General features: G+C 36.0%; 19 protein-coding genes. 13 read left to right on the top strand and 6 right to left on the bottom strand.

Features of this window, described 5'->3' with window-relative positions:
* Positions 1 to 70: 70 nt before the first annotated feature.
* The 3 genes from AC1VAQ_RS01435 to AC1VAQ_RS01425 all read right to left on the bottom strand — a co-directional run bounded on the left by AC1VAQ_RS01435 (position 71) and on the right by AC1VAQ_RS01425 (position 4879).
* Positions 71 to 1432 carry a dicarboxylate/amino acid:cation symporter gene (locus tag AC1VAQ_RS01435; protein ID WP_302596684.1) on the bottom strand — a complete coding sequence of 454 codons (1362 nt, stop codon included), beginning with the start codon at positions 1430 to 1432 and terminating at the stop codon, positions 71 to 73.
* Positions 1433 to 1584: 152 nt separating this feature from the next.
* A complete protein-coding gene (locus AC1VAQ_RS01430) occupies positions 1585 to 2781 on the bottom strand; it encodes an MFS transporter (protein WP_479903408.1) in 1197 nt (398 codons plus the stop codon).
* A 97-nt stretch (positions 2782 to 2878) separates the two neighbouring features.
* The gene (locus AC1VAQ_RS01425) at positions 2879 to 4879 is read right to left on the bottom strand and encodes an oxidoreductase (protein WP_302596686.1); all 2001 of its coding nucleotides are present in this window, start codon (positions 4877 to 4879) and stop codon (positions 2879 to 2881) included.
* A 397-nt stretch (positions 4880 to 5276) separates the two neighbouring features.
* Between AC1VAQ_RS01425 and AC1VAQ_RS01420 the strand changes: the two genes are divergently transcribed.
* Positions 5277 to 6353 (top strand): LacI family DNA-binding transcriptional regulator, encoded by a 1077-nt coding sequence (locus AC1VAQ_RS01420; RefSeq protein WP_302596687.1) that lies wholly within the window; start codon positions 5277 to 5279, stop codon positions 6351 to 6353.
* A gap of 60 nt (positions 6354 to 6413) precedes the next feature.
* On the opposite strand, the gene AC1VAQ_RS01415 is transcribed toward AC1VAQ_RS01420, so the two are convergent.
* Positions 6414 to 6842, bottom strand: coding sequence for a hypothetical protein (locus AC1VAQ_RS01415; protein WP_479903407.1), 429 nt, complete (start codon positions 6840 to 6842; stop codon positions 6414 to 6416).
* A 161-nt stretch (positions 6843 to 7003) separates the two neighbouring features.
* Here AC1VAQ_RS01415 and AC1VAQ_RS01410 point away from each other — a divergent pair, with 161 nt between their 5' ends.
* Positions 7004 to 8512, top strand: a complete 1509-nt coding sequence (locus AC1VAQ_RS01410; RefSeq protein WP_303243726.1) for an IMP dehydrogenase — start codon at positions 7004 to 7006, stop codon at positions 8510 to 8512.
* Between the two features lie 79 nt (positions 8513 to 8591).
* Here AC1VAQ_RS01410 and AC1VAQ_RS01405 read toward each other — a convergent pair whose 3' ends face one another.
* On the bottom strand, positions 8592 to 9050 hold the full coding sequence (locus tag AC1VAQ_RS01405; RefSeq protein ID WP_479903406.1) for a ferritin-like domain-containing protein: 459 nt from the start codon (positions 9048 to 9050) through the stop codon (positions 8592 to 8594).
* 220 nt (positions 9051 to 9270) lie between these two features.
* Here AC1VAQ_RS01405 and AC1VAQ_RS01400 point away from each other — a divergent pair, with 220 nt between their 5' ends.
* The gene (locus AC1VAQ_RS01400) at positions 9271 to 11277 is read left to right on the top strand and encodes a YcdB/YcdC domain-containing protein (protein WP_302596691.1); all 2007 of its coding nucleotides are present in this window, start codon (positions 9271 to 9273) and stop codon (positions 11275 to 11277) included.
* Positions 11278 to 11447: 170 nt separating this feature from the next.
* Positions 11448 to 13805: a ferrous iron transport protein B gene (gene feoB / locus AC1VAQ_RS01395; protein WP_302596696.1), complete on the top strand. Its 2358-nt coding sequence runs from the start codon at positions 11448 to 11450 to the stop codon at positions 13803 to 13805.
* 91 nt (positions 13806 to 13896) lie between these two features.
* On the opposite strand, the gene AC1VAQ_RS01390 is transcribed toward feoB, so the two are convergent.
* Positions 13897 to 15162 (bottom strand): dicarboxylate/amino acid:cation symporter, encoded by a 1266-nt coding sequence (locus AC1VAQ_RS01390; RefSeq protein WP_302596692.1) that lies wholly within the window; start codon positions 15160 to 15162, stop codon positions 13897 to 13899.
* A 398-nt stretch (positions 15163 to 15560) separates the two neighbouring features.
* Here AC1VAQ_RS01390 and AC1VAQ_RS01385 point away from each other — a divergent pair, with 398 nt between their 5' ends.
* The 9 genes from AC1VAQ_RS01385 to AC1VAQ_RS01345 all read left to right on the top strand — a co-directional run bounded on the left by AC1VAQ_RS01385 (position 15561) and on the right by AC1VAQ_RS01345 (position 26263).
* Positions 15561 to 16166 (top strand): histidine phosphatase family protein, encoded by a 606-nt coding sequence (locus tag AC1VAQ_RS01385; RefSeq protein ID WP_302596693.1) that lies wholly within the window; start codon positions 15561 to 15563, stop codon positions 16164 to 16166.
* Positions 16167 to 16179: 13 nt separating this feature from the next.
* A complete protein-coding gene (locus tag AC1VAQ_RS01380; RefSeq protein ID WP_479903405.1) occupies positions 16180 to 16830 on the top strand; it encodes a precorrin-2 dehydrogenase/sirohydrochlorin ferrochelatase family protein in 651 nt (216 codons plus the stop codon).
* Positions 16831 to 16884: 54 nt separating this feature from the next.
* Positions 16885 to 17487, top strand: coding sequence for a hypothetical protein (locus tag AC1VAQ_RS01375; RefSeq protein WP_302596695.1), 603 nt, complete (start codon positions 16885 to 16887; stop codon positions 17485 to 17487).
* 452 nt (positions 17488 to 17939) lie between these two features.
* Positions 17940 to 18860: an aspartate carbamoyltransferase catalytic subunit gene (locus AC1VAQ_RS01370; protein ID WP_302599912.1), complete on the top strand. Its 921-nt coding sequence runs from the start codon at positions 17940 to 17942 to the stop codon at positions 18858 to 18860.
* A 2-nt stretch (positions 18861 to 18862) separates the two neighbouring features.
* Positions 18863 to 20140 (top strand): dihydroorotase, encoded by a 1278-nt coding sequence (locus AC1VAQ_RS01365; protein ID WP_302599915.1) that lies wholly within the window; start codon positions 18863 to 18865, stop codon positions 20138 to 20140.
* Positions 20141 to 20262: 122 nt separating this feature from the next.
* Positions 20263 to 21177, top strand: a complete 915-nt coding sequence (pyrF, locus tag AC1VAQ_RS01360) for an orotidine-5'-phosphate decarboxylase (RefSeq protein WP_479903404.1) — start codon at positions 20263 to 20265, stop codon at positions 21175 to 21177.
* Positions 21177 to 22262, top strand: coding sequence for a glutamine-hydrolyzing carbamoyl-phosphate synthase small subunit (carA, locus tag AC1VAQ_RS01355; RefSeq protein WP_302599919.1), 1086 nt, complete (start codon positions 21177 to 21179; stop codon positions 22260 to 22262). The genes pyrF and carA overlap by 1 nt, the downstream gene beginning before the upstream one ends.
* Positions 22255 to 25500, top strand: coding sequence for a carbamoyl-phosphate synthase large subunit (gene carB / locus AC1VAQ_RS01350; RefSeq protein ID WP_479903403.1), 3246 nt, complete (start codon positions 22255 to 22257; stop codon positions 25498 to 25500). The genes carA and carB overlap by 8 nt, the downstream gene beginning before the upstream one ends.
* On the top strand, positions 25493 to 26263 hold the full coding sequence (locus AC1VAQ_RS01345) for a dihydroorotate dehydrogenase electron transfer subunit (protein WP_302599921.1): 771 nt from the start codon (positions 25493 to 25495) through the stop codon (positions 26261 to 26263). The genes carB and AC1VAQ_RS01345 overlap by 8 nt, the downstream gene beginning before the upstream one ends.
* Positions 26264 to 26266 lie beyond the last annotated feature (3 nt).

The following is a 26266-nucleotide window of genomic DNA, read 5'->3' as shown; positions in this document are numbered from 1 at the left end:
AGAGTATACATTTAGTAAAATGTACCCTTTGTAAAGGACATTTTAGATGTAAAAATCTCTAGCTTTTCTTTTATGAATAATATATATCTTTATCTAAAGCATCTTCAGAATTTGCAACAACTACAGCAGTGGCAGCATCTCCTATAACATTAAGGCTAGTATTAACCATGTCTACAGGTCGATTAATGGCAATAATGAGGGAATAGGCAATAAGTGTTGCTGGGTTGTTGTAGCCCATCGAATTTAAGATTGTAAATAAAATAATTGCAGAAGCACCAGGGGCAGCTGGGGTACCTATTGAAGCTACAAGTGCAAGTACGGCAATAACAATGATATTTTTGAATGTTAGTTCATAGCCAGAACTGGCAGCAATAAAGATTGTAGCAACTACTTGGGTAATGGCGGTACCATTCATATTAATGGTCATACCAAGTGGTAGTATAAAAGAGGCAATATCTTTATCTACGCCTAATTCACTCGTTGTGGTACGTTCGTTTAAAGAAAGTGCAGCAGCAGAAGAATTAGCTGAAAAAGCAAGAAGGCCTACTTTTGCAATTTTCTTTATGAAGATGACTGGATTAAGGCGTGCCACTAAAAAAACATAAAGTGGATAAGCTACCACTAAATATAAAATAGCCGTAAAACAAGTTGTTAAAATATAAACAAGAGCAGGCTTTAGATGCTCAGTACCATAAACAGCAAAAGTACGTGTAATTAAAATAAATACAGCTATAGGGCTAAACTTAATAATAATAAAGTTTAGAAATACATTGATAAGTTTACTAAAATCTTCTAGAAGTTTTTTGAGAACTTGTATATCATCTCCTAATTTGTTAATACAAAGCCCGATGACTACAGCTAAGAAGACAATAGCTAAAACACGACTGTTGTTGCTAAAGACAACTGCAATATTATTTGGTACAGCATCTAAAATAATCATGAGTGGATTACTACTTGTGGCAACAGCAGCATTTCCAGTACTTTCTAGAGTAACATCAAATAAGCCAAAGCGATAAACGGTATAACCGATTATACTTGCAGTAGATAATGCAAACACAGATGTTGTTAAAAAGCCAAGTAGTGTCTTATAAGAAAGTCGACCAAGCTTCTTGGTATCGCTAATATGGCACATAGCCAGTGCAATAGATGAGAAGACCATAGGAATAATGATAAGTTGCAAGCTATTAATAAAGAGTTGCCCAAGAATATAGAAGAGTCCTAAGGCATTTCTGCCTTCTTCTACACTAATATCTTGGAAAAAAATAGCGTTAATAAATGTCCAAGTCTCACCGTGACCTGAACTTATAAGTTTTTCCCTTACAAAGATTAAAAGGAAACCAACGACTAAGGCAAGAAGCAATGCGATGGTCATGCGTATGGCTAGGGCATTGCTATTATCTTTAGGCGTTTTTAAGAACCTTTTTAATTTCATATAAACCTCCAGTTGAGCTTCTATTATTTTCAAATTAGTATGCAGCATAATCTAGATTAAAAGGGCACCTTATCCAGCATATAATGTATAGCATTATATGACGTGATAAAGTGCCCCCATGTATTTAAATATATAATTAATCTTAATTATGCTTATTTCATTACCTTATTGTAACGGAAGTTAACAATAAGTGCAAGGAGTACACCAACAGCTGTTACAGCGATATCTAAAAGAATGATATAGCTTACATTCATTGTTGCAAGTTTACCTGTTAAAGCAGGAATAACAAATGAAGAAATACTTGATGCACTATATACGATACCTGTAATTGTTCCCTTATTAGCTGGGAATAATTCTGTCATAGATGTAAGTGCTAATTGAAGTACACCACCAGCAGCAGTGAAACCAATAACAAATGCAGCTACTTTACAGATGATTACACTTGGGAACATGTAAAGAATGATAAGCATGACAAGTGAAATAAGTGGATAAACGAATACGAAACGTACTTGTTTAATCCATTTAGCAACTAATGTTGATGTTATAAATACAGAAAGTAGAGATCCTGTACTATAAAGACTTACAAGCATATTCGCAGATGCCTCACTCATACCAGCAGCACCTTCTGCATAAGTTGGAAGCCATGAAGCAATAATTTGGAAAGTAGTAGTTGCTGTGAAACCAATGATAATAAGGGCAAGACCTTCAATCCACATATTTGCTTTTGGTGCATCGATTACTTCAACTTTTGCCTCAGCAGTAGATTCTACAGCTTTGAAAGCTGGAAACGGTGCTTTTAAAAGTACAAGACCACAGACTACTAAAACTGCAATACAAAAGATAAATGAGTAACCATAGTACATATTGTTTGCAACTAAGAAGCTAATCATAATAGGAAGTAATGATGAACCACCAGAAATGAACGCTTTTAGCATAACACTTGCTGAACCTTGAGCATCAGAGAAACATTCCATAAGTGCTGGGTAAGTACCTGCATCTAAGAATGAGTTTGCCATACCTGCAATAAGTGCACAGATGAAAGCAACAAGTACGTTAGGAGAGAATAAGATTCCTACGAAGAAGATAATGTAAGTTACAATTCCTAAAAGAATGAAAGGTCTTCTACCATATTTATCTGATAATTTACCTGAGATGAAAAGAACGATGAAGCGTCCAAGTCCAAGGGCAGAAATAACAGTACCAATACCAGCAGCATCAGTTGCCCATTGTGCCATTAAGGCTGTTTTATTTTGTGCTACAATGATTCCCCCCATACCATGTACGAAGTAAACTAGATACATGGCGAGAGCAGTAAGTAAAAATTTGTTTTTGAAAATTGAGTTTTGCATTTTGCTAAAAAGCTCCTTTAAAAATAATATGTTAAAAATTTATCAAATCAAGGCAAAAGCCAAGGGCAATTTAATGCCCTAAACTTTTAGCTTGAAATTAGTAAGTTAAGCGACCTTGTTTTTCAAGTTCTAATAGGATATTACGTCCTTCTTCAATACCAGCTAAGATTTTTCTAGCTCTTAAGCTGTCTCCAATGTTAAGTACTTTAATGCCTTTTGCATTAAAGTGAGCAGTAAGCTCAGCAACGTGGCTGTTTTCAGCACGCATACCTAAACAGATACATGCAAGATCAAATTCAAGTGTTATATCATTGCCTTCTGAATCTTGGCAAAGCATTGCTTTATCAGTAAGTTCCATAAGAGAAGTACTTGTAAGTGTTTGAACATCATGTTCTTTAATGACTGCAAGCATTCCTTTACGTGAAACAGGGTCTAAGTCTTGTCCCACAACTGGAAGTCGTTCTAAAATAGTGACTTGTGCACCTTGCTGAGAGAAATATTCTACGCAGTCAAGACCTACAGCACCTGCACCAGCGATAACAACTTTTTTACCCTTCATATTAGGGACCTTATCTAAATTCGCAAGTAATTTAGTAATTGTATAAACGTTATCGTTGTTTAAGTTTTCAGCAAAACCTTTGATAGGTGGAAGAAGTGGTACGGAACCTGTTGCATTTACCACGATATCTGGTTTAAACTGTTCTACTTTTTCGATTGTAGCCATTGTATTTGTACAAACGAAAAGGTTCTTTAAGTCTTTTGCACGTTCTTCAAGGTAATCTACGAAGAATTGTACTTTATCTTTGTCTGGGAATTTTGCAATCTCGCGTGCAAGACCACCAGTTTGTTCATTTTTCTCAAGTAAAACTGTTGTACAGCCAACTTCAGCAGCTGTGCAAGCAGCTTCAAGACCAGCAGTTCCGCCACCAATAACAACAACGTTAGTTGGTTTTGTTACTTTACGTCTTTTGTACTCATTTTCATTAATAAGATCAGGGTTTACTGTACATGTAATGGGTTTATTTAAGAAGACACGGTTTGTAATACATCCGATATTACATGAAATACATTTACGAAGTAATCGTTCATTACCTTCTGCAACTTTGTTAACCCATTCTGGCTCAGCAATGAGTCCGCGTCCCATACCTACAAGATCACAGACACCTTCTGCAAGAACTTTTTCAACCACTTCTGGTGAGCGGAAACTTCCAACAGCCATAGTTGGTTTGCCGAATTTCTCTTTAATAGCTTTTGCATGGTGCGCACGCCATCCTTCAGCAAGTGACATGATATCTACTTGTAAGTGAAGAGAATCATTTACAGCAGCAGAAACGTCATACATATCAACTTCTTTATCTAAGTAAGTAAGAAGTTCAAGTGTATCTTCTAAAGTTCTTCCGGCTTCCATGAATTCATCACTAGAAATTCTGAGGATGATAGGGAAGTTAGGACCAACTGCATTTCTTACTTCTTCAAGAACTAATTTACAGAAGCGTGCACGATTTTCTACGTTGCCACCAAATTCATCTGTGCGATCATTTGTAAGAGGTGACATAAACTGTGCAATAAGATAAGAGTGGCCACCATGGATTTCAACAGCATCGAAACCAGCAATTTGAGCACGTCTTGCAGCAATACCAAACTTTTTAACAATGTCATGAATTTCATCAATTGTCAAAGGTCTTGGTATTTCTCCGCCTTCTTTAGAAGGGATGGTTGATGGTGCAGCTGGCTGCTGTCCAATACGTGTGCTTACTGCAGAAGCACCAGCATGGTTAATTTGTAATGCAATTTTACCGCCATGTTTATGTACAGCATCTGCAAGTTTACTTAATTTTGGTAAGTAACGATCATGGTCAATTCTAATTTGAGTTGTACCATTTGAACCAAGTGGGTAGTCAATGTTAATGTTTTCTACAATAATAAGACCTGTACCGCCTTTGGCACGCTGCTCATAATATTTGATATGTTCATCTGTAAATTCACCTGTACTACTTGCAAAGTTAGTCCCCATTGGTGTCATTACAACTCTATTATTCATAGTTAAACTTTTAATCGTTAATGGGCTTAATAAGTTTGTGTAGTGTGTGTTTAACATAATAGCCTCCAGTTGTGTTTATTTTATAGTATAAAAATTAAAGTTATGTTTGTTAAAACTTAAACTAATAATAAGAGTATATGAAAAAAATCATATTATGTCAACTATTTAACAAGTAAAAAATGAAATTTCATAAGAAAAAGAAGTAAAAAATATAGTTAAACTGAAATATTTCAAAGGATATGGGGGAAATGAAGTGAAAATTTCAATATTATGCAGAAATAAAGAGGACAAAAATGATATGTTAAAATTAAAACAAATGGTGAGGGGTATACTACAAATAGACCGTTAGAGATTTATCGTGTATACTATAAGAGAAAATGCAATGAATCACTAACATTTATAGAGGTGAAATCATTAAGATAATTATAAAGATCAAATAGATTGAGGAAGTAAAATGGCTAAGATTACAATAAATGATGTTGCTGCCAAAGCAAATGTATCACCAGCTACTGTGTCAAGAGTATTAAATGGTGGCAGCGTAAAAGAAGATTTAATTCAAAGAACCTATGCAGCGATAGAGGCATTAGGTTATGAGGTCAAAACTAAGAAAAAACATAATGGCACACAAGAAGTTCCTTTGATGGGTGTAATTGTTCCTGAAATCGCAAGTCCTTTTTATTCAGAAATTATAGCTGGAATTATGGAGGTTGCAAGTGCAAATGGTTATGAGTTATTAATTCGTTCAAGTTTTGGTAAACAAGCTAGAGAAAGAGAAAACTTAGAAGCACTAGCAAAAACATCTATTAGTGCTTTAATTTATTATCCTATTGCAACGATTGAAAGTATTTATGAAATACCTCTATATAAGAAGATTCCTGTAGTAATAGGTGGACGTCAAATAAAAGATGAAACATTTTCAAAAGTTTATTTTGATAATGAAAAGGCAGGTTATTTAGCAACAAAATATTTAGCAAGATTGGGACGTAAAAAGATTGTTTATTTAGGACCTATTCATGATTTAGAAAAACCGATTATGAGTTTTGAGGAGTTTATGGCACTGCAAGATGAGTATCGTGGTTTTTATGTATCTATGAGCCGATTTCAAGGATATCAAAAGGCTTTAGCAGAAGAACATATTGAGTTTAGGCCAGAACTTGTAAAACTTTCTGGTTATAGATGGCAAGATGGTTATGAAATAGCAAGAGAGCTTATTACACAAATGATAGAAGTAGATGCCATAGTAGCGGCTAATGATGTAGTAGCTACGGGGATTTTGAAATTCTTAAAGGAACAAGGTATCCGCGTGCCAGAAGATATTTCGATTATAGGATATGATAACCGTACAGTGGCAGTTATTAGTCAGCCGCTTCTTACAACAATCGATCAAGATGCAGCTTTATTAGGTAAAACATGTGTAGCAAGTGCATTAAAACATATGGAAGAAGGGAGCACAAGTGAGGTTGTATTAGATGTTAGCCTTGTGGTGAGACATTCAACTTGTGTACCAAGTAAAATACAGGTAAATGTATAATTATAAAATAAAGAGTGTATAAAACTAGCTTTTTTAGACTAGTTTTATACACTTTTTATTTTAGATAACTTGGAATAAACGCAATTCATGAGGAGGTAAATTAAAAGTAAAAGTCTGTTCAATGAAGCTTACCTCTTTTTGCGCTAAAACATCATAGATAATATAGTGGCCTAACAAAGAAAGCACAGAGGTTGGTAAGATGAGATGCACATCACTAGGGCTTTCATTATAAACCCATAAAAAACGTTTGCCATCATTATGTAAGCTTGTCAGAAGTGTAATATGTGTAAGTGAAGATTTAACTTTACTAAGTCTTGGATTATTTGCAAGTAAATCTTGTAATTTTTTTTGTGAGGTAAAGGTAAGACTTGTGTTTGTGTTAATAAGGTTAAGGAGAAAATCAGGTGAAAAGTTATGTTCTAAATAAGTGTTTTCTCCAAGTAGTGTTAAAGTACAAGTAGTATTTTGTTGTAAAGTAGATTCTCCCATAATATTCCTCTTTTCTGTAATTAAATATGTCAACTGTTGTAACGATTATAAGTTAAAAGTAGAAAATAGTAAATAAAAATATTTAATTTTATAAAATAATATTGTTTTTGATAATAAAAAGGGATATACTTTTAGATAAAATATTTTAAGGAGTGAATACAATGGCATACTATTATGATGAACCTTCTCATACTTTTAGTGAGTACTTATTGGTTCCTGGATATTCATCAAAGGAGTGCATTCCTGCAAATGCATCTTTAAAAACACCGCTTGTAAAGTTTAAAAAGGGCGAAGAGCCTGCACTTTCTATGAATATTCCACTTGTTTCTGCGATTATGCAATCTGTTTCAAATGATACCATGGCAATTGCCCTTGCAAAAGAAGGTGGCATTTCTTTTATTTATGGTTCTCAAACAATTGAAGAACAAGCCAATATGGTAAAGCGTGTTAAGAGTTATAAGGCTGGTTTTGTACCAAGTGATTCTAATGTGAGTCCAGAGGCAACCTTAGCAGACATTATTGCTTTAAAAGAAAAAACAGGGCATACAACAGTAGCTGTAACTGAGGATGGGTCATCAAGTGGTAAGTTAGTGGGAATGGTGACAAGTAAGGACTATCGTATTAGTCGCTTAGAGATGAATACAAAGGTTAAAGAATTTATGACACCACTTGAAAAGCTCATCTATGCTAAAGAAGGTATTACGCTGAGTGATGCGAATAATATTATATGGGATCACAAAATTAATGCCTTACCTATTGTAGATGAAAATCAAAGACTTGTTTCTTTTGTATTTCGTAAAGATTATGAGTTTCACAAAGAAAATCCAAATGAACTTTTGGATGCCTCTAAACGCTATATTGTAGGGGCGGGTATTAATACACGTGATTATGCGCAGCGTGTTCCAGCATTAATTGAAGCAGGTGCAGATGTTTTATGTATCGATTCTTCAGAAGGCTTTTCAGAATGGCAACAAATGACCATTGCCTATATTCGTGAGAAATATGGGGATAGCGTAAAGGTAGGGGCAGGTAATGTTGTTGACCGTGATGGGTTTAGATTTTTAGCTGAAGCAGGTGCTGATTTTATTAAAATCGGTATTGGTGGGGGTTCAATCTGTATCACGCGTGAAACAAAAGGAATTGGTCGTGGACAAGCGACAGCTGTTATTGAAGTAGCAAAAGCAAGAGATGAATATTTTGAAGAAACGGGTGTTTATATTCCTATTTGTGCTGATGGAGGAATTGTGCATGACTATCATATTACATTAGCACTTGCTATGGGGTGTGACTTCTGTATGTTAGGGCGTTACTTCTCTCGTTTTGATGAAAGTCCAACGAATAAAGTGCTTGTAAATGGCAATTATATGAAAGAATACTGGGGAGAGGGGTCAGCTAGGGCAAGAAACTGGCAACGCTATGATATGGGTGGTGCAGCTAAGCTTTCATTTGAAGAAGGTGTAGATTCATATGTACCTTATGCAGGAAGCTTACATGATAATCTAGCAGTTACTTTAAGTAAAGTCCGTTCAACCATGTGCAACTGTGGTGCATTAACCATTCCTGAATTACAAGAAAAAGCTAAAATTACATTAGTTTCTTCTGTAAGTATTGTAGAGGGCGGAGCACATGATGTAGTATTAAAAGATAAAAATATGGTACCAACTAAATAAATTTATTTAGTTCCAATAAAAATGAGAGTATCTTATCAGGAAGAATGATAAGGTACTCTCATTTTGGTTGTCTTAGGAATTAGGACATACCGTTTACTTGTTTGTAATGATAGAGCATTTCAGCATGATTTTGTTCTTCGATTTGGATATCGGCTAATAATTTACGGATATCAGAATTACTAAAGGCAAAGACATCAGAATTATAGTCACTAGAGACCATTTTTTCTGTACCAATGGAATCGGTGGCTAAAAAGCAATCATGTTGTTTATCATCAGACTGTGTGCCTTGTGTATAAGTTGCTGCAGGTTGATAGTTTTTGCCGTCTTCATCATTACAATCACAACTAGGAACGGTGCCATTTAACACTTGCTGTAAGGACTGATAGTGTTCTTGTTCTTTTGCTTTAAGGGTGTTAAAAAGATCTTTTAAAACAGGATCTTTTGCCTCTTGTGCGTATTTCCCATATTTTTGAATACAGATTTCTTCTTGGGATTGTAAATCTTTAATAGTGGTTGTTTCTTTTTCTGTTAAAGTCATAAATAGTCACCTCTTTGTGTTAATGTCTAGCTACTATTTTAGTATGAGGTGCTTTCTTTTTTTATATACCTATTAAGTAAGAAACAAATATAATACATTTAGATTACAAGAGGGAACATAAGGTTTTATGTTTGCGTCTAAAAGCGTAAAATAACGAGTATAGTAAGAAAATTAAAATATATTCGTTATGAATAAATAATAGATGAAAGTGGGGAGAAAAATGAAACGAAGACTAGTGATTGCTTTAATTGCTTGTAGTTTGTTACAACCACAGGCATGTTGGGCAAATGAAACAAGTAGCCAGCTTGAAAATATTATTATGTGTGTAAAAGACAAGATAGAAATACCGAGTGAGCTTTCTGAGTTTAATTATAATTTATATGATGACACATGGAATTTATCATGGCATCGTAAAGACCATAATGAGTCTATGGATATTTCATGTACAAGTGAGGGAAATATTTTAAGCTATTATCATTCTAAGGATGAGGAAAATAGCTCAAATAGTCAATTAGCTCAGATTGATGTAGAGGAAGCAAAGCAGATAGCAGAAGATTTCTTGAAAAAAGTGGTGCCAGAGTATGCAGAGGATTTAGCAGTTTCTGATTTACAGTTACCAACTAGCAGGGAAGATTATGATTTTGATTTTTATTTAACGCATGAGGGGGTTAAAGTATATAACCGTGTAGTAAGTATTTCGGTGGATAAAGAAAGCGGTATAATTGAGAATTTTAATGGCTTTAAATTTGACAGCAGTGCCCAATATGACACTTCTGTGCCTGCCTTTACAGAAGTGAAGGCACAGTCTCTTTATTTATCTAAAATTGGCTTGCCACTAGGGTATCACACCTACTTTGATAATATGGAAACGAAACGCGCTTTTTTAGCGTATTCTATAGAGGATGATGAGGTGGCAATTAGTGCCAAAACTGGTGAAAAGATAAAGGCATATAGAGATGAAGAAAGAGTCTATGCAGGAGGGGCGAAGGATGAGGGAATGGGTGCTGCTGAAAGTATAAAAGCGGAATCAGAAGCACTTTCACCTGCTGAGAAGGAAGCAGTGGAAGAGACAAAAGATTATATGTCTGTTGAAACAATTAAGAAGAAAATGAGCACATATTTTCCTGCATTAAAAGCTATGAGTGTTTTAAATACAAGTGTACAAAAGGATAGTTTTGGAAATCGCCGCTATATGAATCTAGGTATTAAAGAAGATGATGAAATAGTGGCAGAGACAGATATATCTTGTGATGCAAAGACTGGAGAACTGTATTCCTATAATTATTATATTTATAATGATGACCGAAAAGAGGTAGGAGAAAAGTGGACTAAGGAGCAAGCACAGGCCTTTGTTCAAGAGGTAAGTCCAGAGCAGAGTAGTGCAGTAAGTTTTACAAGCAACACGATGAATGCATATAATAAAAATCTCCAAAACCTTACGTTCACAAGAATGTATAAGGGGATTCCAGTATGTGATGAGGGGATTGAGATTACTTATAGTACGGCTTTAAATGAGGTTATTAGCTATAATGTGAATTGGGATAAAAATATTTTGTTTCCATCTCGAGAAGGAATATTAAGTAAAGAAAATGTTGTGAAAAATATAGGACTGAAGCTTTGCTATATGCAGACAGGAGAACATACTTATGCACTTGTTTATGGGATAGAGCCAAGGTGTAATCTTTTTGATGCTTTTAGTGGTAAGATGCTTGACTGGCAAGGGCAGGAGATTGCATCTGCTACAAGTAGCTTTTATACAGATATTAAAGGTAATAAGGCAGAAGAAATTATTAAAAAGCTTTATAACAGTGGAATTTATCTTGAAGGGCCAATGCTAAAGCCTGATGAAGCCATTACACAGCAAGAACTATTAAGATTATTAGAACAGGCAACAGCTTGGTTTGAAGGAGATACACAAACATATGAGATTGCCTTAAGACAAGGTTTACTCGAAGAAAGTGAAAAAGCACCTGATAAACAGCTGAGAAGAGGAGAAGGTATAAAATATATAATTAATGCCACATCTTACAAAAAGCTAGCAATGCGAAGTGATATTTATGAGTATCCCTATAAAGATGAAAAAGTAAATGAAGTGTTAAAAGGCTATGTTGCAGTTGCTTATGGTTTAAATATTTTAGATAATAAGGCAGATAAATTTGCACCTGAAGAGCTATTAACGAAAGCGGATGCTATGGTGATGCTTTATAACTTATTACAAAACCGTTAGATTTTAGCCATATAGATAACTAATTAATTATCTATATGGCTAAAATATTTTGATTAATAAAAAAATGTATCATGATAGACGTTTACAATTAGCAAAGTTAGGCGTAATATTTAAATGAGAAACATATTCATTGCATAAGTAGGTGAGCATAAGTGAATGAGAAAGAAAAAATGACATTAGCAAACTTAGAGGTAGGGAAAGATGCAATAATTGAAGCAGTACAGTGTGGTGATGGGAGCCTTAGGAAGCACATACTCGATATGGGGTTAACCCCAGGAACAGAAATTACATTGATGAAGGTTGCACCTATGGGTGATCCGATAGAAATTCGTGTGAGAGGTTATGAGCTGACAATACGTAAGGAAGATGCAGCGTATATTACACTAATGGATGTTCATAATGCACATGAAAGAAATACAAAGGATAACACAAGAGTTAAAGCTATTGAACACCCCGGCAAAGGAGAAATGGGTAAATACCACGTGAAAAAGCAAGGAGCGCCGTTGCCAGATAATGAAATATTGACATTTGCTTTAGTGGGTAACCAAAATTGCGGGAAAACCACATTGTTTAATCAGTTAACAGGTTCTAATCAACATGTTGGCAACTTTCCAGGGGTGACAGTGGACCGGAAAGATGGAAAAATTAGAGGATATAGTCGTAGCAATGTCACAGACTTACCAGGCATTTATTCGTTGTCGCCTTATACAAGTGAAGAAATTGTAACTAGAGAATTTATATTAGAAGGTAAGCCTAAGGGGATTATTAATATTGTAGATGCCACGAATATTGAAAGAAATTTATATTTAACAATGCAACTTATGGAATTAGATGTACCTATGGTATTGGCCCTTAATATGATGGATGAAGTGAAGGAAAATGGGGGAACAATTCATATTAATCAGCTGGAAGAGTTGCTAGGGATTCCGGTTATTCCTATTGCGGCTGCTAAAAATGAAGGTATTGATGAGCTCGTGGAACATGCTATTCATGTAGCAAAGTACCAAGAGCAGCCAGGGCGTATGGATTTTTGTGAAGATACAGGTTTAGATACAGGTGCAGTACATAGATGTATTCATGCTATTTTGCATTTAATTGATGACCACACTAAAAAGGTAGGCTTGCCAGGGCGATTTGCAGCCACTAAGTTAGTAGAAGGTGATCCGCTGATTTTAGAAACACTAGGATTAGATGAAAATGAAAAACAGACATTGGAACATATTATTTTGCAAATGGAAGAAGAAAGTGGAAAAGACCGTTTGGCAGCGCTGGCAGATATGCGTTTTAATTTTATTGAAAGGGTATGTGAGGAGACGGTTGTTAAACCTCATGAAAGTAAAGAACATAAAAGAAGTGTTGCTATAGATAAAGTGCTGACTGGAAAGTATACGGCAATTCCAGTATTTATAGGGATTATGGGATTAATCTTTTGGTTAACCTTTGGTGTTATTGGGGCATGGTTGTCTACTGCGATGGAATGGGGGATTGAGGCGCTTACTAACTTATGTGATACTGGACTAACTTGGTATGGCATTAATCCGGTTGTACATTCTTTAATTATTGATGGAATTTTTGCAGGTGTGGGTAGTGTATTAAGCTTCTTACCAATTATTGTGACCTTATTTTTCTTCTTATCCATTTTAGAAGATAGCGGTTACATGGCAAGAATTGCTTTTGTTATGGATAAGCTGCTTCGTAAAATAGGACTTTCAGGACGTAGTTTTGTGCCGATGCTTATAGGGTTCGGATGTTCAGTACCTGCCATTATGGCAACGCGTACATTGCCATCAGATCGGGATAGAAAAATGACCATTATGTTGACACCATTTATGAGCTGTTCTGCTAAACTTCCGATTTATGCATTGTTTACAGCAGCATTTTTCCCTAAATACCAAGTGCTTGTTATGATTGGCTTGTATTTTACAGGTATTATCGTAGCAATTTTATTTGCACTTATTTTAAATGGCAGTAAGTTTAAAGGTGCACCAGTCCCCTTTGTTATGGAACTTCCTAACTATAGGCTGCCAAGTCCTAAAAGTGTAGTTCGACTTATAGGTGATAAAGCAAAAGATTTTATTACAAAAGCTTTTACTATCATTTTCATTGCTTCTATTATCATTTGGTTCTTACAGACCTTTGATACAAGGCTGAATGTGGTGACAAATTCAAGTGAGAGTATGCTTGCCTTATTAGGCGGTTTTATTGCACCTGTATTTGCACCTTTAGGTTTTGATGACTGGCGTATTTCTACAGCCCTTATTACAGGGTTTACAGCGAAAGAAAGTGTTGTCAGTACATTAACAGTGCTTTTAGGCGGAACAACACAGGCATTAAATGGTATGTTTACACCGCTTACAGCCTTAGTGTTTTTAGTGTTTTCATTGTTATATACACCTTGTGTAGCTGCTATAGCAGCCGTTAAACGCGAATTGGGCACAAGTTGGGCGATTTCAATTGTTATGATTCAATGTGTCATCGCTTGGCTAGTAGCCTTCGCTGTCAAAATGCTAACGATGTTATTCATATAAATGTCAAAATAGGAGGTACCTTTCTCAGGTACCTCCTATTTTAATTTATCTTATAGCGTAAGATAGTTGGTTTTTAATTTTAATTGTATGACTATGCTGATTCTTGATTATAAGTTTCCGCATTAAACTCATTTTCACTCTTAGCGATTAAGATTGTACAAACATTATCACCAGCTACGTTAACAGCAGTACGGAACATATCAATGATACGATCTACACCCATAATGAGTGCAATGCCTTCAAGCGGTAAGTTAACAGATGCAAGTACCATGGTGAGCATAATCATACCAACACCAGGAACGCCAGCTGTACCAATAGAGGCAAGAACGGCTGAAAGAATAACCATTACATAATCATTAAGTCCAAGGTGAATGCCGTAAATTTGTGCAATGAACATAACTGAAATCCCTTGCATAATGGCTGTACCATCCATGTTGATAGTTGCACCAAGTGGGAGCGTAAATGAACTTACTTTTTTAGAAACGCCGAATGAAGCTTCAGAGTGTTCTAAGGCTAAAGGAAGCGCTGCACTTGATGAAGAGGTTGATAAACAAATGTTGAAAATAGGGGCAAACTTTTTGATAAACTTTGTTGGGCGTAATTTTCCGATGAAAAATAGCATGCCCATATAAACCACAAGAAACTGTAAGGCTAAGCCTAAAAGTACAGTAAGTACATATTTAATAAGTGGTACAAGTGCTGAGAAACCAAAGTTTGCAAAAGTAGTTGCGAGTAGTGCAAATACCCCATAAGGTGCAAATTTCATAATAACTTGTACAAGTTTTAAAAGTACTTCATTACCTGATTCAAATAAAATAAGTAATGGTTTTGCTTTTTCACCCACCATTGTAATACTAAGACCTAATAAAATGGCGAAGAAGATAATGCCCAAAATGTTACCTTCTGAAAAAGCTGAGAAAATATTTGTTGGAATCATGTTTAATAATGTATCAATAAAATTAACACTTGTTGCAGTTGGTGTGGTTGCCACTTCGTTGGCTTTAAGAAGCGCAAGATCGACACCGATACCTGGTTTGACAATAGCACCTACACCTAAAGCGAGTATGATTGCAAGGGCTGTTGTTAAAGTATAAAATACAAAGGTTTTGCCGCCGATACGGCCTACTTTTTTTAGGTCATCTAAAGAGGCAGTTGCATAAACGATTGAAACGAATACTAAAGGAACAACGACTAATTTAATAGCATTTAGGAATCCGGTTCCGAATAGTTTTAAGATACCCTCTAATAAAACAGTTTGTGTAAACCAGTTTTCCGGTATATTAGAAAGAATAATCCCAAACACAGCACCTAAAACTAAAGCAAGGAGTGTTTTGGATGTTGTTGAAAGTTTTTTCATTATGTAATCCTCCGAAATATATTTCAAGTCAACCATGGTAGTGAACGCATGTTGTATGTTGTTTGACGTTATTTGATAATAATAAGTTAACATAAAGAGGATTGAAATGCAAGAAAAAAATAGGTCTTATTTATTTGTATGAAAATAGTTATTATTAAGAAAAAACAACAAATCCCAATAATAAAGGGTTTGTTTAAAAATGATATTTAAAAAATGCTAAAAATAGATGGGATTTACGTTTTAATTTTTCAGATTTATGATGAAAGAATCAAAAACTAATTGCACCATTTGAACGGTGAAGTAAAAAAACAAGTATTTCTTGGGAAGACAGTCCTTGAAAAATATAAAAATCAACTTAAAATAGAGAGAGTATAAAAATACGCAAGTAGGGGGATACAATGATCACATGGATTTTAATACGCCATGGACAAACTATGGCAAATGAGCAAGGGGTACTTGCAGGCTTTGTAGAAACGCCGCTGAGCAAGGTGGGCGAGCAGCAAGCAATTGCTTTAAGAGAATATTTAAAAGAGACAGCAATCCATTATTTTTATGCAAGTAGCTCTAAGCGTGCTTATGAAACATTGCAGCCTTTAGCAGAATTAAAGCAGGCTAATATAGAAGTGGTAGGTGCATTAAAGGAAATTCACTTTGGTGATTTTGAAGGAAAGAACTTTAGCTGGATTCAAAAACATTATCCGGATGAAGTGACGAAGATGCTTAAGGAAAAGGATCATTATTGTTATCCAGGCGGAGAAAGCTTAGTGATGGCACATACGCGTATGGCAAAATGGTTGCAGGAAGTGAGCATTAGCCATGAAAATAGCGTTGTGGTAGTATGCGCCCATGCAGGGACCATTCGTAGTATGCTTTCGGAGTTTATAGCAGGTAATGAAAGTTTGCATTGGCACTTCAAGATAGATAATGCCAGCATAAGTACCGTAAGCGTTACAGATGGCTTTGCAGTGATTGAATCGTTAAATGATACCACTTATTTAAAATAAATATTTAAGATAAGTGGTACAGGAGGGAAGAGAAGAAGGTGAAAAGATGTATTATCCTTTGATGTTGGATTTAAGTCAGTTTAAATGTTTGGTTATAGGCGGCGGAGAAGTAGCGTGTCGTAAAGTGAAGAGTTTACTTGCTTATGGCGGAAAGGTAACGGTTTTAAGTGAAAAGTTTGCACCAGAGTTAGAAGAACTTCCTATAGAAAGGATTTCCGCAAGTTTTGAAGAAAAGTACTTAGAAAGTTATTGTAAGGCGTTTTCTTTAGTAATAGCAGCAACTAGTGATAAGCTATGTAATAGCAGAATTGGCATATATTGTAAGAAACATCATGTACTTTGTAATGTGGCAACAGATGAGGCATTATCTAGCTTTATTGTGCCCAGTAGCTTGCAAAGAGGCAATCTTGTGATTGCTGTTTCGACAGGGAGCAATAGTCCGGCATTAGCTGCTAAAATTAGACAGGAGTTAGAAGAAAGATATGATGAAGATTTCGCTGAATATGTGGAGAAACTAGGTCAATTGCGTCAAAAAATCAAAGCTGAGGTTACTGATGAAAGTATGCGTAGAAGGCTTTTGAGATATATTGTAGCATTAGATGAGGCAGAAGTTATGCAACTAGAATATAAGGATTTGGCGTATGTCAAGGATTTAAATTCATAGGTTTGTATAGTATAATGCTATAAGCAATAATTCATTAAAAAAGGAGACAAGGTCATGGGTTTTTTTAAAGTGACAGTGGGTGTAATGGGTTCTTCAAAGTCTGCCAGAGCCATTGCAGAAGTTCAAAACTTAAGGATTAGAAATTTAAGAACATTAGTCCTTAAACCGGCATTAGACACGAGAGATGGAGGCTTTATCTGTAGTCGATTAATTAAAGATAAAGTAAAGGCAGATATGCTCTTAATGCCAGATGAAGCAATGAATGTAAGCGAAATTATTTCTAGCAATTATGATTATATTGTGGTGGATGAGTTTCATATGTTAAGCGAGAATCAAGTGAAAGACCTTTATAAGATTAGTGCGATTTCAAATACCAATATAAGTATGTATGGTTTGCGTATGTCTTGGAAGGGTGAACCATTTCCAAGTGCAGCATTAGCCCTTGGTTATGCAGATGAAATTGAGATTATCAAAATGGTAGATAAAGACCAAAATACATTAAGCCATCATATTAAATACACCAATGGCATTCCGTCACCACTTGCAGGAGATGAAGAAACTATCGTTGTAGGAGACTTAGATAAGACAAGCTATACGACAGCATCTAAGTTGGATTTTTATAAAATTTATCAGATGTTAGGACAAGTTGAAGAATAAAAAATAAATATGTAGAATATATTGACACTGTATAAAAACAGTGATAAAGTATGTGTAGTTAAGAATTTGATGACAAAATCAAATAATAAAGTTAATAATTGCCTTTAAGCTTGGTACAGAGAGACCAAAAAGGAGAAAAAATTATTTAATGCAATCAGTCTATAAAATCATAAGCTAATCTTATTTAGGTTACTACAAGATTTTATGCAATAGATTTATATTGAAATTAAATAGATAATGATAATACATATGTATTTTAATAGCTTGCAACTAGTTTGACTAGGGCTTAGTCTAGCAAAATATATATTTGAGGTAGAGCAAAAAGGCAATGATAGGACTTCCTATTGTTGCCTTTTCTTTTTGTAAAAATTAAAGTTACAAAAAATGACCTTAAATTTTTTTAAATAAAAATATTTTTTAAAAATTTTAAGTAATCAGAAGGATGGTGCAGGATGCTAGGTAGAAAAGACTTATTGGGTATTAGAGATTTATCAAAAGAAGAAATTATGATGATCTTAAATCGTGCGGAAGGCATGAAAGCCATAGTAGAAGGCAAGGCCCCAAAGCGAAATGACTTAAATGGTGAAACCATGATGACGCTGTTTTATGAAAACAGTACACGTACAAGAATGGCTTTTACAGCAGCAGGGAAATACATGGGGGCTAGCGTTTTAGACCTAGGCGTTGCAACAAGTAGTGTGAAAAAAGGTGAAACTTTAGTAGATACAGGAATTACCTTAGATCGCATGGGTACAGAGTTTATGGTACTACGACATAGCATGAGCGGTGCACCTCATCTTTTAGCTAAGAATGTGAAAGCTTCAGTAATCAATGCAGGTGATGGTGCAAATGAACATCCTACACAAGCCTTATTAGATTTTTATACAATATATGAGAAGAAGGGTGGCTTTGAAAACTTAAAAGTAACGATTATTGGGGATATTGCCCATAGTCGTGTGGCAAGGTCAAATGTTTTTGGTCTCAATAAACTTGGGGCAAAGGTAACACTTGCAGGTCCTGGTACATTGACAGCCAAAAGCATGGAAGCCTTAGGTTGCAAAGTTACTAATGATATCAAGAAAGCGGTTAAAGATGCAGATGTGGTGATGGCATTACGTATTCAGTTAGAAAGACAGAAAGGTGGTCTTTTCCCAAATCTTAGAGAGTATAGCCAAATTTATGGTCTAGATGAAGCAACATTTGCCTTGGCAAAAGAAGATGCGATTTTAATGCATCCAGCACCAGTTAATCGTGGTATAGAATTAATGCCAGAACTGATTGATAGCAATGTATCAGTAATTGATGAGCAAGTGACAAATGGTGTTGCTGTAAGAATGGCAATTTTAGAGTTACTACGTGAAGGGAGAGCATAAAAATGAAACTTTGTATTAAAAACGGGACAGTTATTAACCCAAACACAAACTTTGAGGCAAAAACAGATCTTTGGGTAGAAGAGGGGAAAGTAATTCACATTGGTGAGCAAACAGCATGGCAAGCAGATGAAACAATTGATGCGACAGGCAAATGGGTTGTACCAGGCCTTATTGATTTACATGTTCATTTTAGAGCACCAGGCTTTGAACATAAAGAAGATATTGCAAGTGGCGCAGCAGCTGCTGCAAAGGGGGGATTTACAACAGTATGTTGTATGCCAAATACGAAACCCGTCATTGATAATGAATGTGTGGTAGAATACATCAACGCTATGGCAGCTAAAGCAAATGGCGTTAATGTACTACCAATTGGTGCCATTACAAAAGACCAAGCAGGAGAAACACTTGCGGATATTGGAAAAATGGTGGCACACGGTATTTGTGCTTTAAGTGAAGATGGCAAAACGGTAGAAAATGCAGGTCTTATGAAAAAAGCTATGCAATATGCAAAACCATTTAATATTCCAATCATGTCACATACAGAAGAACGTAGCTTAACAGGTGGGGCTATGAATGCTGGTGAAAATGCACAGCTCTTTGGCATCAAAGGCATTCCAAGAGAAGCAGAAGAGATTATTGTAGCAAGAGATATTTTACTTGCAAAATACACAGGCGTGAAATTACACCTTTGCCATATTAGTACAAAGGGGAGTATTGAAATCATTCGTTTTGCAAAAATGCAAGGCATTAATGTAACAGCTGAAACAGCACCACATTACTTCACATTAGATGATAGCATTTTAGGTGACTATGATACAAATAAAAAAATGAGCCCACCATTGCGTACAAAAGAAGATGTAGAGGCTATGAAGGTAGCGATTCAAGAAGGAATCATCGATGCTATCGCTACAGACCATGCACCACATCATTATGATGAAAAAAATGTAGAGTTTGAAGCAGCACCATTCGGGATTGTAGGCCTTGAAACAAGCTTTGCAGTAAGCCATACACAACTTGTAAAATCAGGACTTATATCACCAATGACATTAATTGAACGAATGAGTAGTACACCAGCTAAAATTTTAGGCATTGATAAAGGTGATATTAGTGTTGGAAAAGTGGCAGATATTACTGTTTTAGATCCAGATGTAACTTATACAATAGATCCAAGTACGTTTGTTGGCAAAAGCAAAAATACACCATTTGGTGGTATGTCTGTGACAGGCGATGTAGCTTATACAATTGTAAATGGTCGAGTAATTTATCGAAAAAATGCATAATAAAACAAAAAGTATTGAAAAGTTCCTGAAAAATGATAGAATAATTATTAATTAAAATGTATAAAGATTCAAAAACAGGATGACGACGCGTCCCAATATAAGCTAAGAAGGAGATAGAGAAAATGATTGATCACTTAATTCAAAAAATCAAAGAGGTTCAAAATCCAACAGTTGTAGGTTTAGACCCTACTTATGCTATGATTCCTACATTTATAAAGGAAGAAATGCTTGAAACTTACGGTAAAACACCTAAAGCTGTGGCAGAAATGTTCTTAAAATTTAACAAAGGCATTTTAGATGAAGTTTCACCACTTATTCCAGCAGTGAAACCACAGATTGCCATGTATGAACAATATGGTCTTGAAGGTCTTAGAGCTTATATTGAAACCATCGCATATGCAAAATCAAAAGGACTTGTAGTCATTGGAGATATTAAAAGAGGAGATATTGCTTCTACAGCAGCAGCTTATGCAGGTCATATTGCAGGGGTAGATGTAGAAGATATGCATTTTGATTTATGGCAAGAAGATGCAGTAACACTTAATCCTTATATGGGCTTTGATGGCATTGAACCATTTATTGATGCTTGTAACAAATATGACCGTGGTTTATTTATCTTAGTCAAAACAAGTAATCCAAGTGGTGTAGAAATTCAAGATTTAATCACAGAGGGTATTCCAGTTTATGACAAGGCTGCGGATCTTGTAAGCAAGTGGGGCGAACTCACAATGGGTACAATGGGTTATAGCCGTATTGGTGCCGTAGTAGGTGCAACTTATAAAGAACAAGGCATGGAACTTAGAAAAAGAATGCCACACACTTTCTTCTTAGTACCAGGTTATGGCGCACAAGGCGGAAAAGCCTCTGACCTTAAAGACTATTTTGACAAGGATGGAAATGGTATTATCGTAAACTCTTCAAGAGGTATCATCGCAGCCTATAAAAAAGATAGCGAACTGACAGAAAAAGAATTTGCGATTGCTTCTAAAAAAGCAGTAATTGCCATGAGAGATGATTTACAAGGAGTGATGCGTTAATGAAGGCACAATTAATCTTAGAAAACGGCATGGTATTTGAAGGGAAAGCCTTTGGGTACTTAAAAGAAACAATTGGTGAAGTCGTATTCAATACAGGGATGACAGGCTACCAAGAAATACTTACAGACCCATCTTATTATGGTCAAATGGTTGTGATGACCTACCCACTTATTGGGAACTACGGGATTAACCTAGATGATATGGAAAGTCACAAAGCACATACAAGAGCACTTATTGTGAGAGAAAAAAGTGATTACCCAAATAATTTTAGATGTGAACTTACATTAGATGGTTACTTAAAATCACAAAAGGTAATTGGCCTTGAAGGCATTGATACAAGAGCCCTTACAAAAGTACTTAGAGATCATGGAACAATGCGTGCCATCATTGCGGTGAGAGAGCTAACACCAAGTCAGATAAAAATGAAAATCGATGCCTTTAACAATACATCAGCAGTGCCAGAGGTGACAACAAAAGAGAAATATGAAATTGCAGGCAAAAAAGTAAAAGGTGAAACAAAACCACATATTGCAGTTATTGACTGTGGAATTAAAACCAATATCTTACGTTCATTTGAAGCTCTTGGCTGTCAAATGACAGTATTCCCATATAACGCAACAGCTGAGGAAGTTGCAGCAGTCAATCCCGATGGACTTTTCTTATCAAATGGACCTGCGGACCCAAAAGATGTCCCAGAAACAGTTGAAATGGTAAAATCATTTATCGGTAAAAAACCAATCACAGGAATTTGCCTTGGTCACCAACTGATTTGCCTTGCAACAGGCGGGAACACAGGAAAACTTAAATTTGGTCACCATGGCTGTAACCATCCAGTAAAAGACTTTATTACAAACCGCGTATATATCACATCTCAAAACCATAATTACTATGTATCTGAGATGCCAGAAGGGGCAACAGTAACACACCGTAATATGAATGACCAAACTGTAGAGGGAATGTACTTCAAAGATTTAGATATCTACAGCGTACAATTCCACCCAGAAGCGTGTCCAGGACCTACTGACACAGCCCATATTTTTGAAGAATTTATTACTGTAATGCAAGGAGGAAAATTAAATGCCTAGAGATAATAGCATCAAAAAAGTTTTAGTTATAGGATCAGGTCCTATCGTCATCGGACAAGCGGCAGAATTCGACTATTCAGGAACACAAGCTTGTCAAGCAATCCGTGAAGAAGGCATTGAAGTAGTCCTCGTCAATAGTAACCCAGCGACCATTATGACTGATAAAGAAATCGCAGATAAAATTTACATTGAACCCCTTACAGTAGAGTTCCTTGAAAAAGTTATCGCAAAAGAAAGACCTGACAGCATCCTTGCAGGTGTAGGGGGGCAAACAGCTCTTAACCTTGCCGTAGAGTTACATGACAAAGGCATCTTAGAAAAATATAATGTGCGTGTAATCGGAACACAGATTTCAGCAATCAAAGAAGGGGAAGACCGTGAACTCTTTAGAGCTCTTATGGCAAGAATCAATCAACCTTGCATTGAAAGTGAAATCGTAGAATCAGTAGATCATGCAGTAACATTTGCACGTAAAATTGGTTACCCAGTTGTTGTAAGACCTGCTTACACATTAGGTGGTACTGGCGGTGGTATTGCAGAAACAGAAGAAGAACTTCGCGACATCTGTGCAAGTGGGCTTCATCTTTCTCGTGTACACCAAGTTTTAATTGAAAAATGTATCAAAGGCTGGAAAGAAATTGAATATGAAGTAATGCGTGATAGCTATGGCACATGTATTACAGTATGTAATATGGAAAACATTGACCCAGTAGGGATTCATACAGGAGATAGTATTGTAGTGGCACCATCTCAAACGCTTTCAGATAGAGAGTATCAAATGCTTCGCCGTGCATCACTTGACATTATCTCAGCTTGTGATATTCGAGGAGGTTGTAACGTACAACTTGCCCTTAACCCAGATAGCTTTGAATATGCTGTTATCGAAATCAATCCTCGTGTTAGCCGTTCTTCAGCACTTGCTTCTAAGGCAACAGGTTACCCAATCGCTAGAGTATCTGCAAAGATTGCCTTAGGATACGGTCTTGATGAAATTCAAAATGCTGTTACGGGTAAAACATACGCTTGCTTTGAGCCAACACTTGACTATGTGGTATGTAAAATTCCAAAATGGCCATTTGATAAATTCTATACAGCAAAACGTACACTTGGTACAAAAATGATGGCAACAGGTGAGATTATGGCCATTGGTAATAACTTTGAGAGTGCGTTTCTTAAAGGACTTCGTTCACTTGAAATTGGTAAATTTAGCTTTAAACATAAAAGGCTTGCAGCGTGTAGCTTAGATGAATTAAAAGAAAAAGTAATTACAGCAGATGATGAAAGAATTTTTGCCCTTGCAGAAATGCTTCGCCGTCATTATAGAAAAGAACAAGTTTGCAAAATTACAGGTATGGATATCTTCTTCGTAGAGAAATTCCACTGGATCGTGGAACAAGAAGAACTCCTTGCAGAAATGGAGTTTGACCAGCTGACACCAAAATATTTACGCAAACTTAAGAAAAGAGGTTTTGCAGATAAAGCAATCGCTGATTTAATTGGTGTAACAGAAGAAGATATTCGTGAACTTCGTTTTAAATGGAATATCGTACCAGTTTACAAAATGGTTGATACATGTGGTGGCGAATTCGAAGCGGAAACACCATATTACTACTCAACTTATGATGAAATCGATGAAGTAGAGATTTCAGACCGCGAAAAAGTTATGGTAATTGGTTCAGGCCCTATCCGTATCGGTCAAGGCATTGAGTTTGACTATTGCTCAGTACATGCGATTATGGCCCTTAAGAAAAAAGGTATTGAAACAATCATCGTTAACAACAACCCAGAAACAGTAAGTACAGACTTTAATACATCAGATAAACTGTACTTCGAACCACTTACAGACGAAGATTTCTATCACATTTTCTTAAAAGAAAAACCAATGGGTGTCATCCTTCAATTCGGTGGTCAAACAGCAATCAAACTTGCAAAATTCTGTGAAAGGATGAATATTCCAGTACTTGGCACACATCCAAAACACATGGATGAAGCAGAAGACCGTGAAAAATTCGATGAAATCCTTGAAAAACTTCATATTAAACGTCCCAAAGGAAAAGCCATCTGGTCAGTAGAAGAAGGCCTTCAGGTGGCAGCAGAGTTAGAATACCCTGTTCTTGTACGTCCTTCTTATGTACTTGGTGGTCAAGGGATGGAAATCACTTATGAAGCACACCAACTTGAAAGATACTTAATTAATGCTTTCGACCGTGACCCAGAAAATCCAGTACTTATTGATAGATACTTAATGGGACGTGAAATTGAAGTAGATGCCCTTTCAGATGGGGAAAACATTTTAATCCCAGGTATTATGGAACACCTTGAAAGAGCTGGTATTCACTCAGGAGATAGTACAACACTTTATCCAAGTGTGAATATCCCAGAACATATTAAAGAAAAAATCATTACTTGTACACAAATGCTTGCAAAAGAACTTAAAGTACTTGGTATGATTAATATCCAATACATTGAATACAAAAATGATTTGTACATCATTGAAGTAAATCCACGTTCAAGCCGTACAGTACCTTACATCTCTAAAGTAACAGGTGTACCAATTATTGACCTTGCAGTAGAAGCAATGCTTGGCAAAAAAATTCCAGAGCTTGGTTATGGCACAGGTCTTTATCCAGAACCAAAGAACTTTTATGCAATTAAAGTACCAGTATTCTCTACAGAAAAGTTACCAAGAGTAGAAGTAAGCCTTGGCCCAGAAATGAAATCAACAGGGGAAGTACTGGGTGTAGGTGAAACAGTAGAAGAAGCACTTTACAAAGGATTCATTGCAGCAGGTAAAAGCTTGCCAATGCAAGGCGGTACAATTTTTGCAACAATTCAAAAATATGATCAAGATGAGTTTGTAGGTATTGCAAAACGCTTTGCAAGTCTCGGTTACAAATTCGTAGCGACAGAAGGTACAGCTAAGAAACTTGAAGAAAATGGCATTCCAGCAAGAGTGGTTGAAAAACTTACAAAAACAGATGGCACAAAATTTGTAAATGAAGAAGATGAGATCTTCCAGCTTATTAGAAGTGGTGAAATAGACCTTGTGGTTAATACACCAACTAAAGGAAATGACTCAAAACGTGACGGATTTAGAATGCGCCGTATTGCTATCGAAGCATCTGTTCAAATTTTAACTTCATTAGACACTGTAAGAGCTATGGCAGACATCGTAGAAAAACAAATCACAACAGCACAGGCCGGAATCTATGATATGGGAGAAGCACGTCATGAGTAAAAAAGTAGTAGAAGGACAAATCATAGAGCAAGTAACACTTGCTCCTATGATTTGCAAGATGATTATTAAAGTACCAGAAGTGGCACAGACAGCAAGAGCAGGACAATTCGTTAATCTTTACCCACGCTCAAAAAGTACTATCTTACCAAGACCAATCAGCATCAGTGAAATTGGTGAAGAGACACTTACATTAGTTTATGGTGTAGTGGGAGAAGGCACAAAAGAATTCTCTCAGCTAGTAGCAGGCGATACAATTCGCATCAGTACACCTCTTGGTAATGGCTACAATGTACAAAAAGAAGTTCAAACAAGTATTTTAGTAGGCGGCGGCATTGGTGTACCACCTCTTGTAGAACTTGCTAAACAAATTCCAGGTGAAAAAATTGCAGTCCTTGGTTTTAGAGAAGAACCATTCTTAGTAGATACACTTGAAAGTCTTGGCGTGAAAGTTTATATTGCCACAGATAGCGGAAAAGTGGGCTTCAAAGGAAATGTTCTTGACTTCATTAAAGCAGAAGGCATTAAAGGGGATTATTTCTACAGTTGCGGGCCTAAAGTAATGCTTCGCGCGTTAGCTGATTACTGTGAAAGCGTAAGTGTCCCAGTTCAAGTTTCTCTTGAAGAACGTATGGGGTGTGGCTATGGCGCTTGCGTAGGCTGTACTTGCAAAACAAAAGCCAATAATGAAAAAGGCTATGAACAAAAGAAAGTCTGTAAAGATGGCCCAGTCTTTTTAGGAAGCGAGGTAAAATGGGATGAATAATTT

It is taken from the genome of Cellulosilyticum sp. (genome assembly GCF_982396655.1).
The sequence above is the reverse complement of the archived record's forward strand: the minus strand, read 5'-3'. Positions and strand labels throughout refer to the sequence as shown.

Bases quoted from the DNA above. Each gene is read 5' to 3' on its own strand.
- AC1VAQ_RS01435 (WP_302596684.1), bottom strand. From the start codon at position 1,432: ATGAAATTAAAAAGGTTCTTAAAAACGCCTAAAGATAATAGCAATGCC.
- AC1VAQ_RS01430 (WP_479903408.1), bottom strand. From the start codon at position 2,781: ATGCAAAACTCAATTTTCAAAAACAAATTTTTACTTACTGCTCTCGCC.
- AC1VAQ_RS01425 (WP_302596686.1), bottom strand. From the start codon at position 4,879: ATGTTAAACACACACTACACAAACTTATTAAGCCCATTAACGATTAAA.
- AC1VAQ_RS01420 (WP_302596687.1), top strand. From the start codon at position 5,277: ATGGCTAAGATTACAATAAATGATGTTGCTGCCAAAGCAAATGTATCA.
- AC1VAQ_RS01415 (WP_479903407.1), bottom strand. From the start codon at position 6,842: ATGGGAGAATCTACTTTACAACAAAATACTACTTGTACTTTAACACTA.
- AC1VAQ_RS01410 (WP_303243726.1), top strand. From the start codon at position 7,004: ATGGCATACTATTATGATGAACCTTCTCATACTTTTAGTGAGTACTTA.
- AC1VAQ_RS01405 (WP_479903406.1), bottom strand. From the start codon at position 9,050: ATGACTTTAACAGAAAAAGAAACAACCACTATTAAAGATTTACAATCC.
- AC1VAQ_RS01400 (WP_302596691.1), top strand. From the start codon at position 9,271: ATGAAACGAAGACTAGTGATTGCTTTAATTGCTTGTAGTTTGTTACAA.
- feoB (WP_302596696.1), top strand. From the start codon at position 11,448: ATGACATTAGCAAACTTAGAGGTAGGGAAAGATGCAATAATTGAAGCA.
- AC1VAQ_RS01390 (WP_302596692.1), bottom strand. From the start codon at position 15,162: ATGAAAAAACTTTCAACAACATCCAAAACACTCCTTGCTTTAGTTTTA.
- AC1VAQ_RS01385 (WP_302596693.1), top strand. From the start codon at position 15,561: ATGATCACATGGATTTTAATACGCCATGGACAAACTATGGCAAATGAG.
- AC1VAQ_RS01375 (WP_302596695.1), top strand. From the start codon at position 16,885: ATGGGTTTTTTTAAAGTGACAGTGGGTGTAATGGGTTCTTCAAAGTCT.
- AC1VAQ_RS01370 (WP_302599912.1), top strand. From the start codon at position 17,940: ATGCTAGGTAGAAAAGACTTATTGGGTATTAGAGATTTATCAAAAGAA.
- AC1VAQ_RS01365 (WP_302599915.1), top strand. From the start codon at position 18,863: ATGAAACTTTGTATTAAAAACGGGACAGTTATTAACCCAAACACAAAC.
- pyrF (WP_479903404.1), top strand. From the start codon at position 20,263: ATGATTGATCACTTAATTCAAAAAATCAAAGAGGTTCAAAATCCAACA.
- carA (WP_302599919.1), top strand. From the start codon at position 21,177: ATGAAGGCACAATTAATCTTAGAAAACGGCATGGTATTTGAAGGGAAA.
- carB (WP_479903403.1), top strand. From the start codon at position 22,255: ATGCCTAGAGATAATAGCATCAAAAAAGTTTTAGTTATAGGATCAGGT.
- AC1VAQ_RS01345 (WP_302599921.1), top strand. From the start codon at position 25,493: ATGAGTAAAAAAGTAGTAGAAGGACAAATCATAGAGCAAGTAACACTT.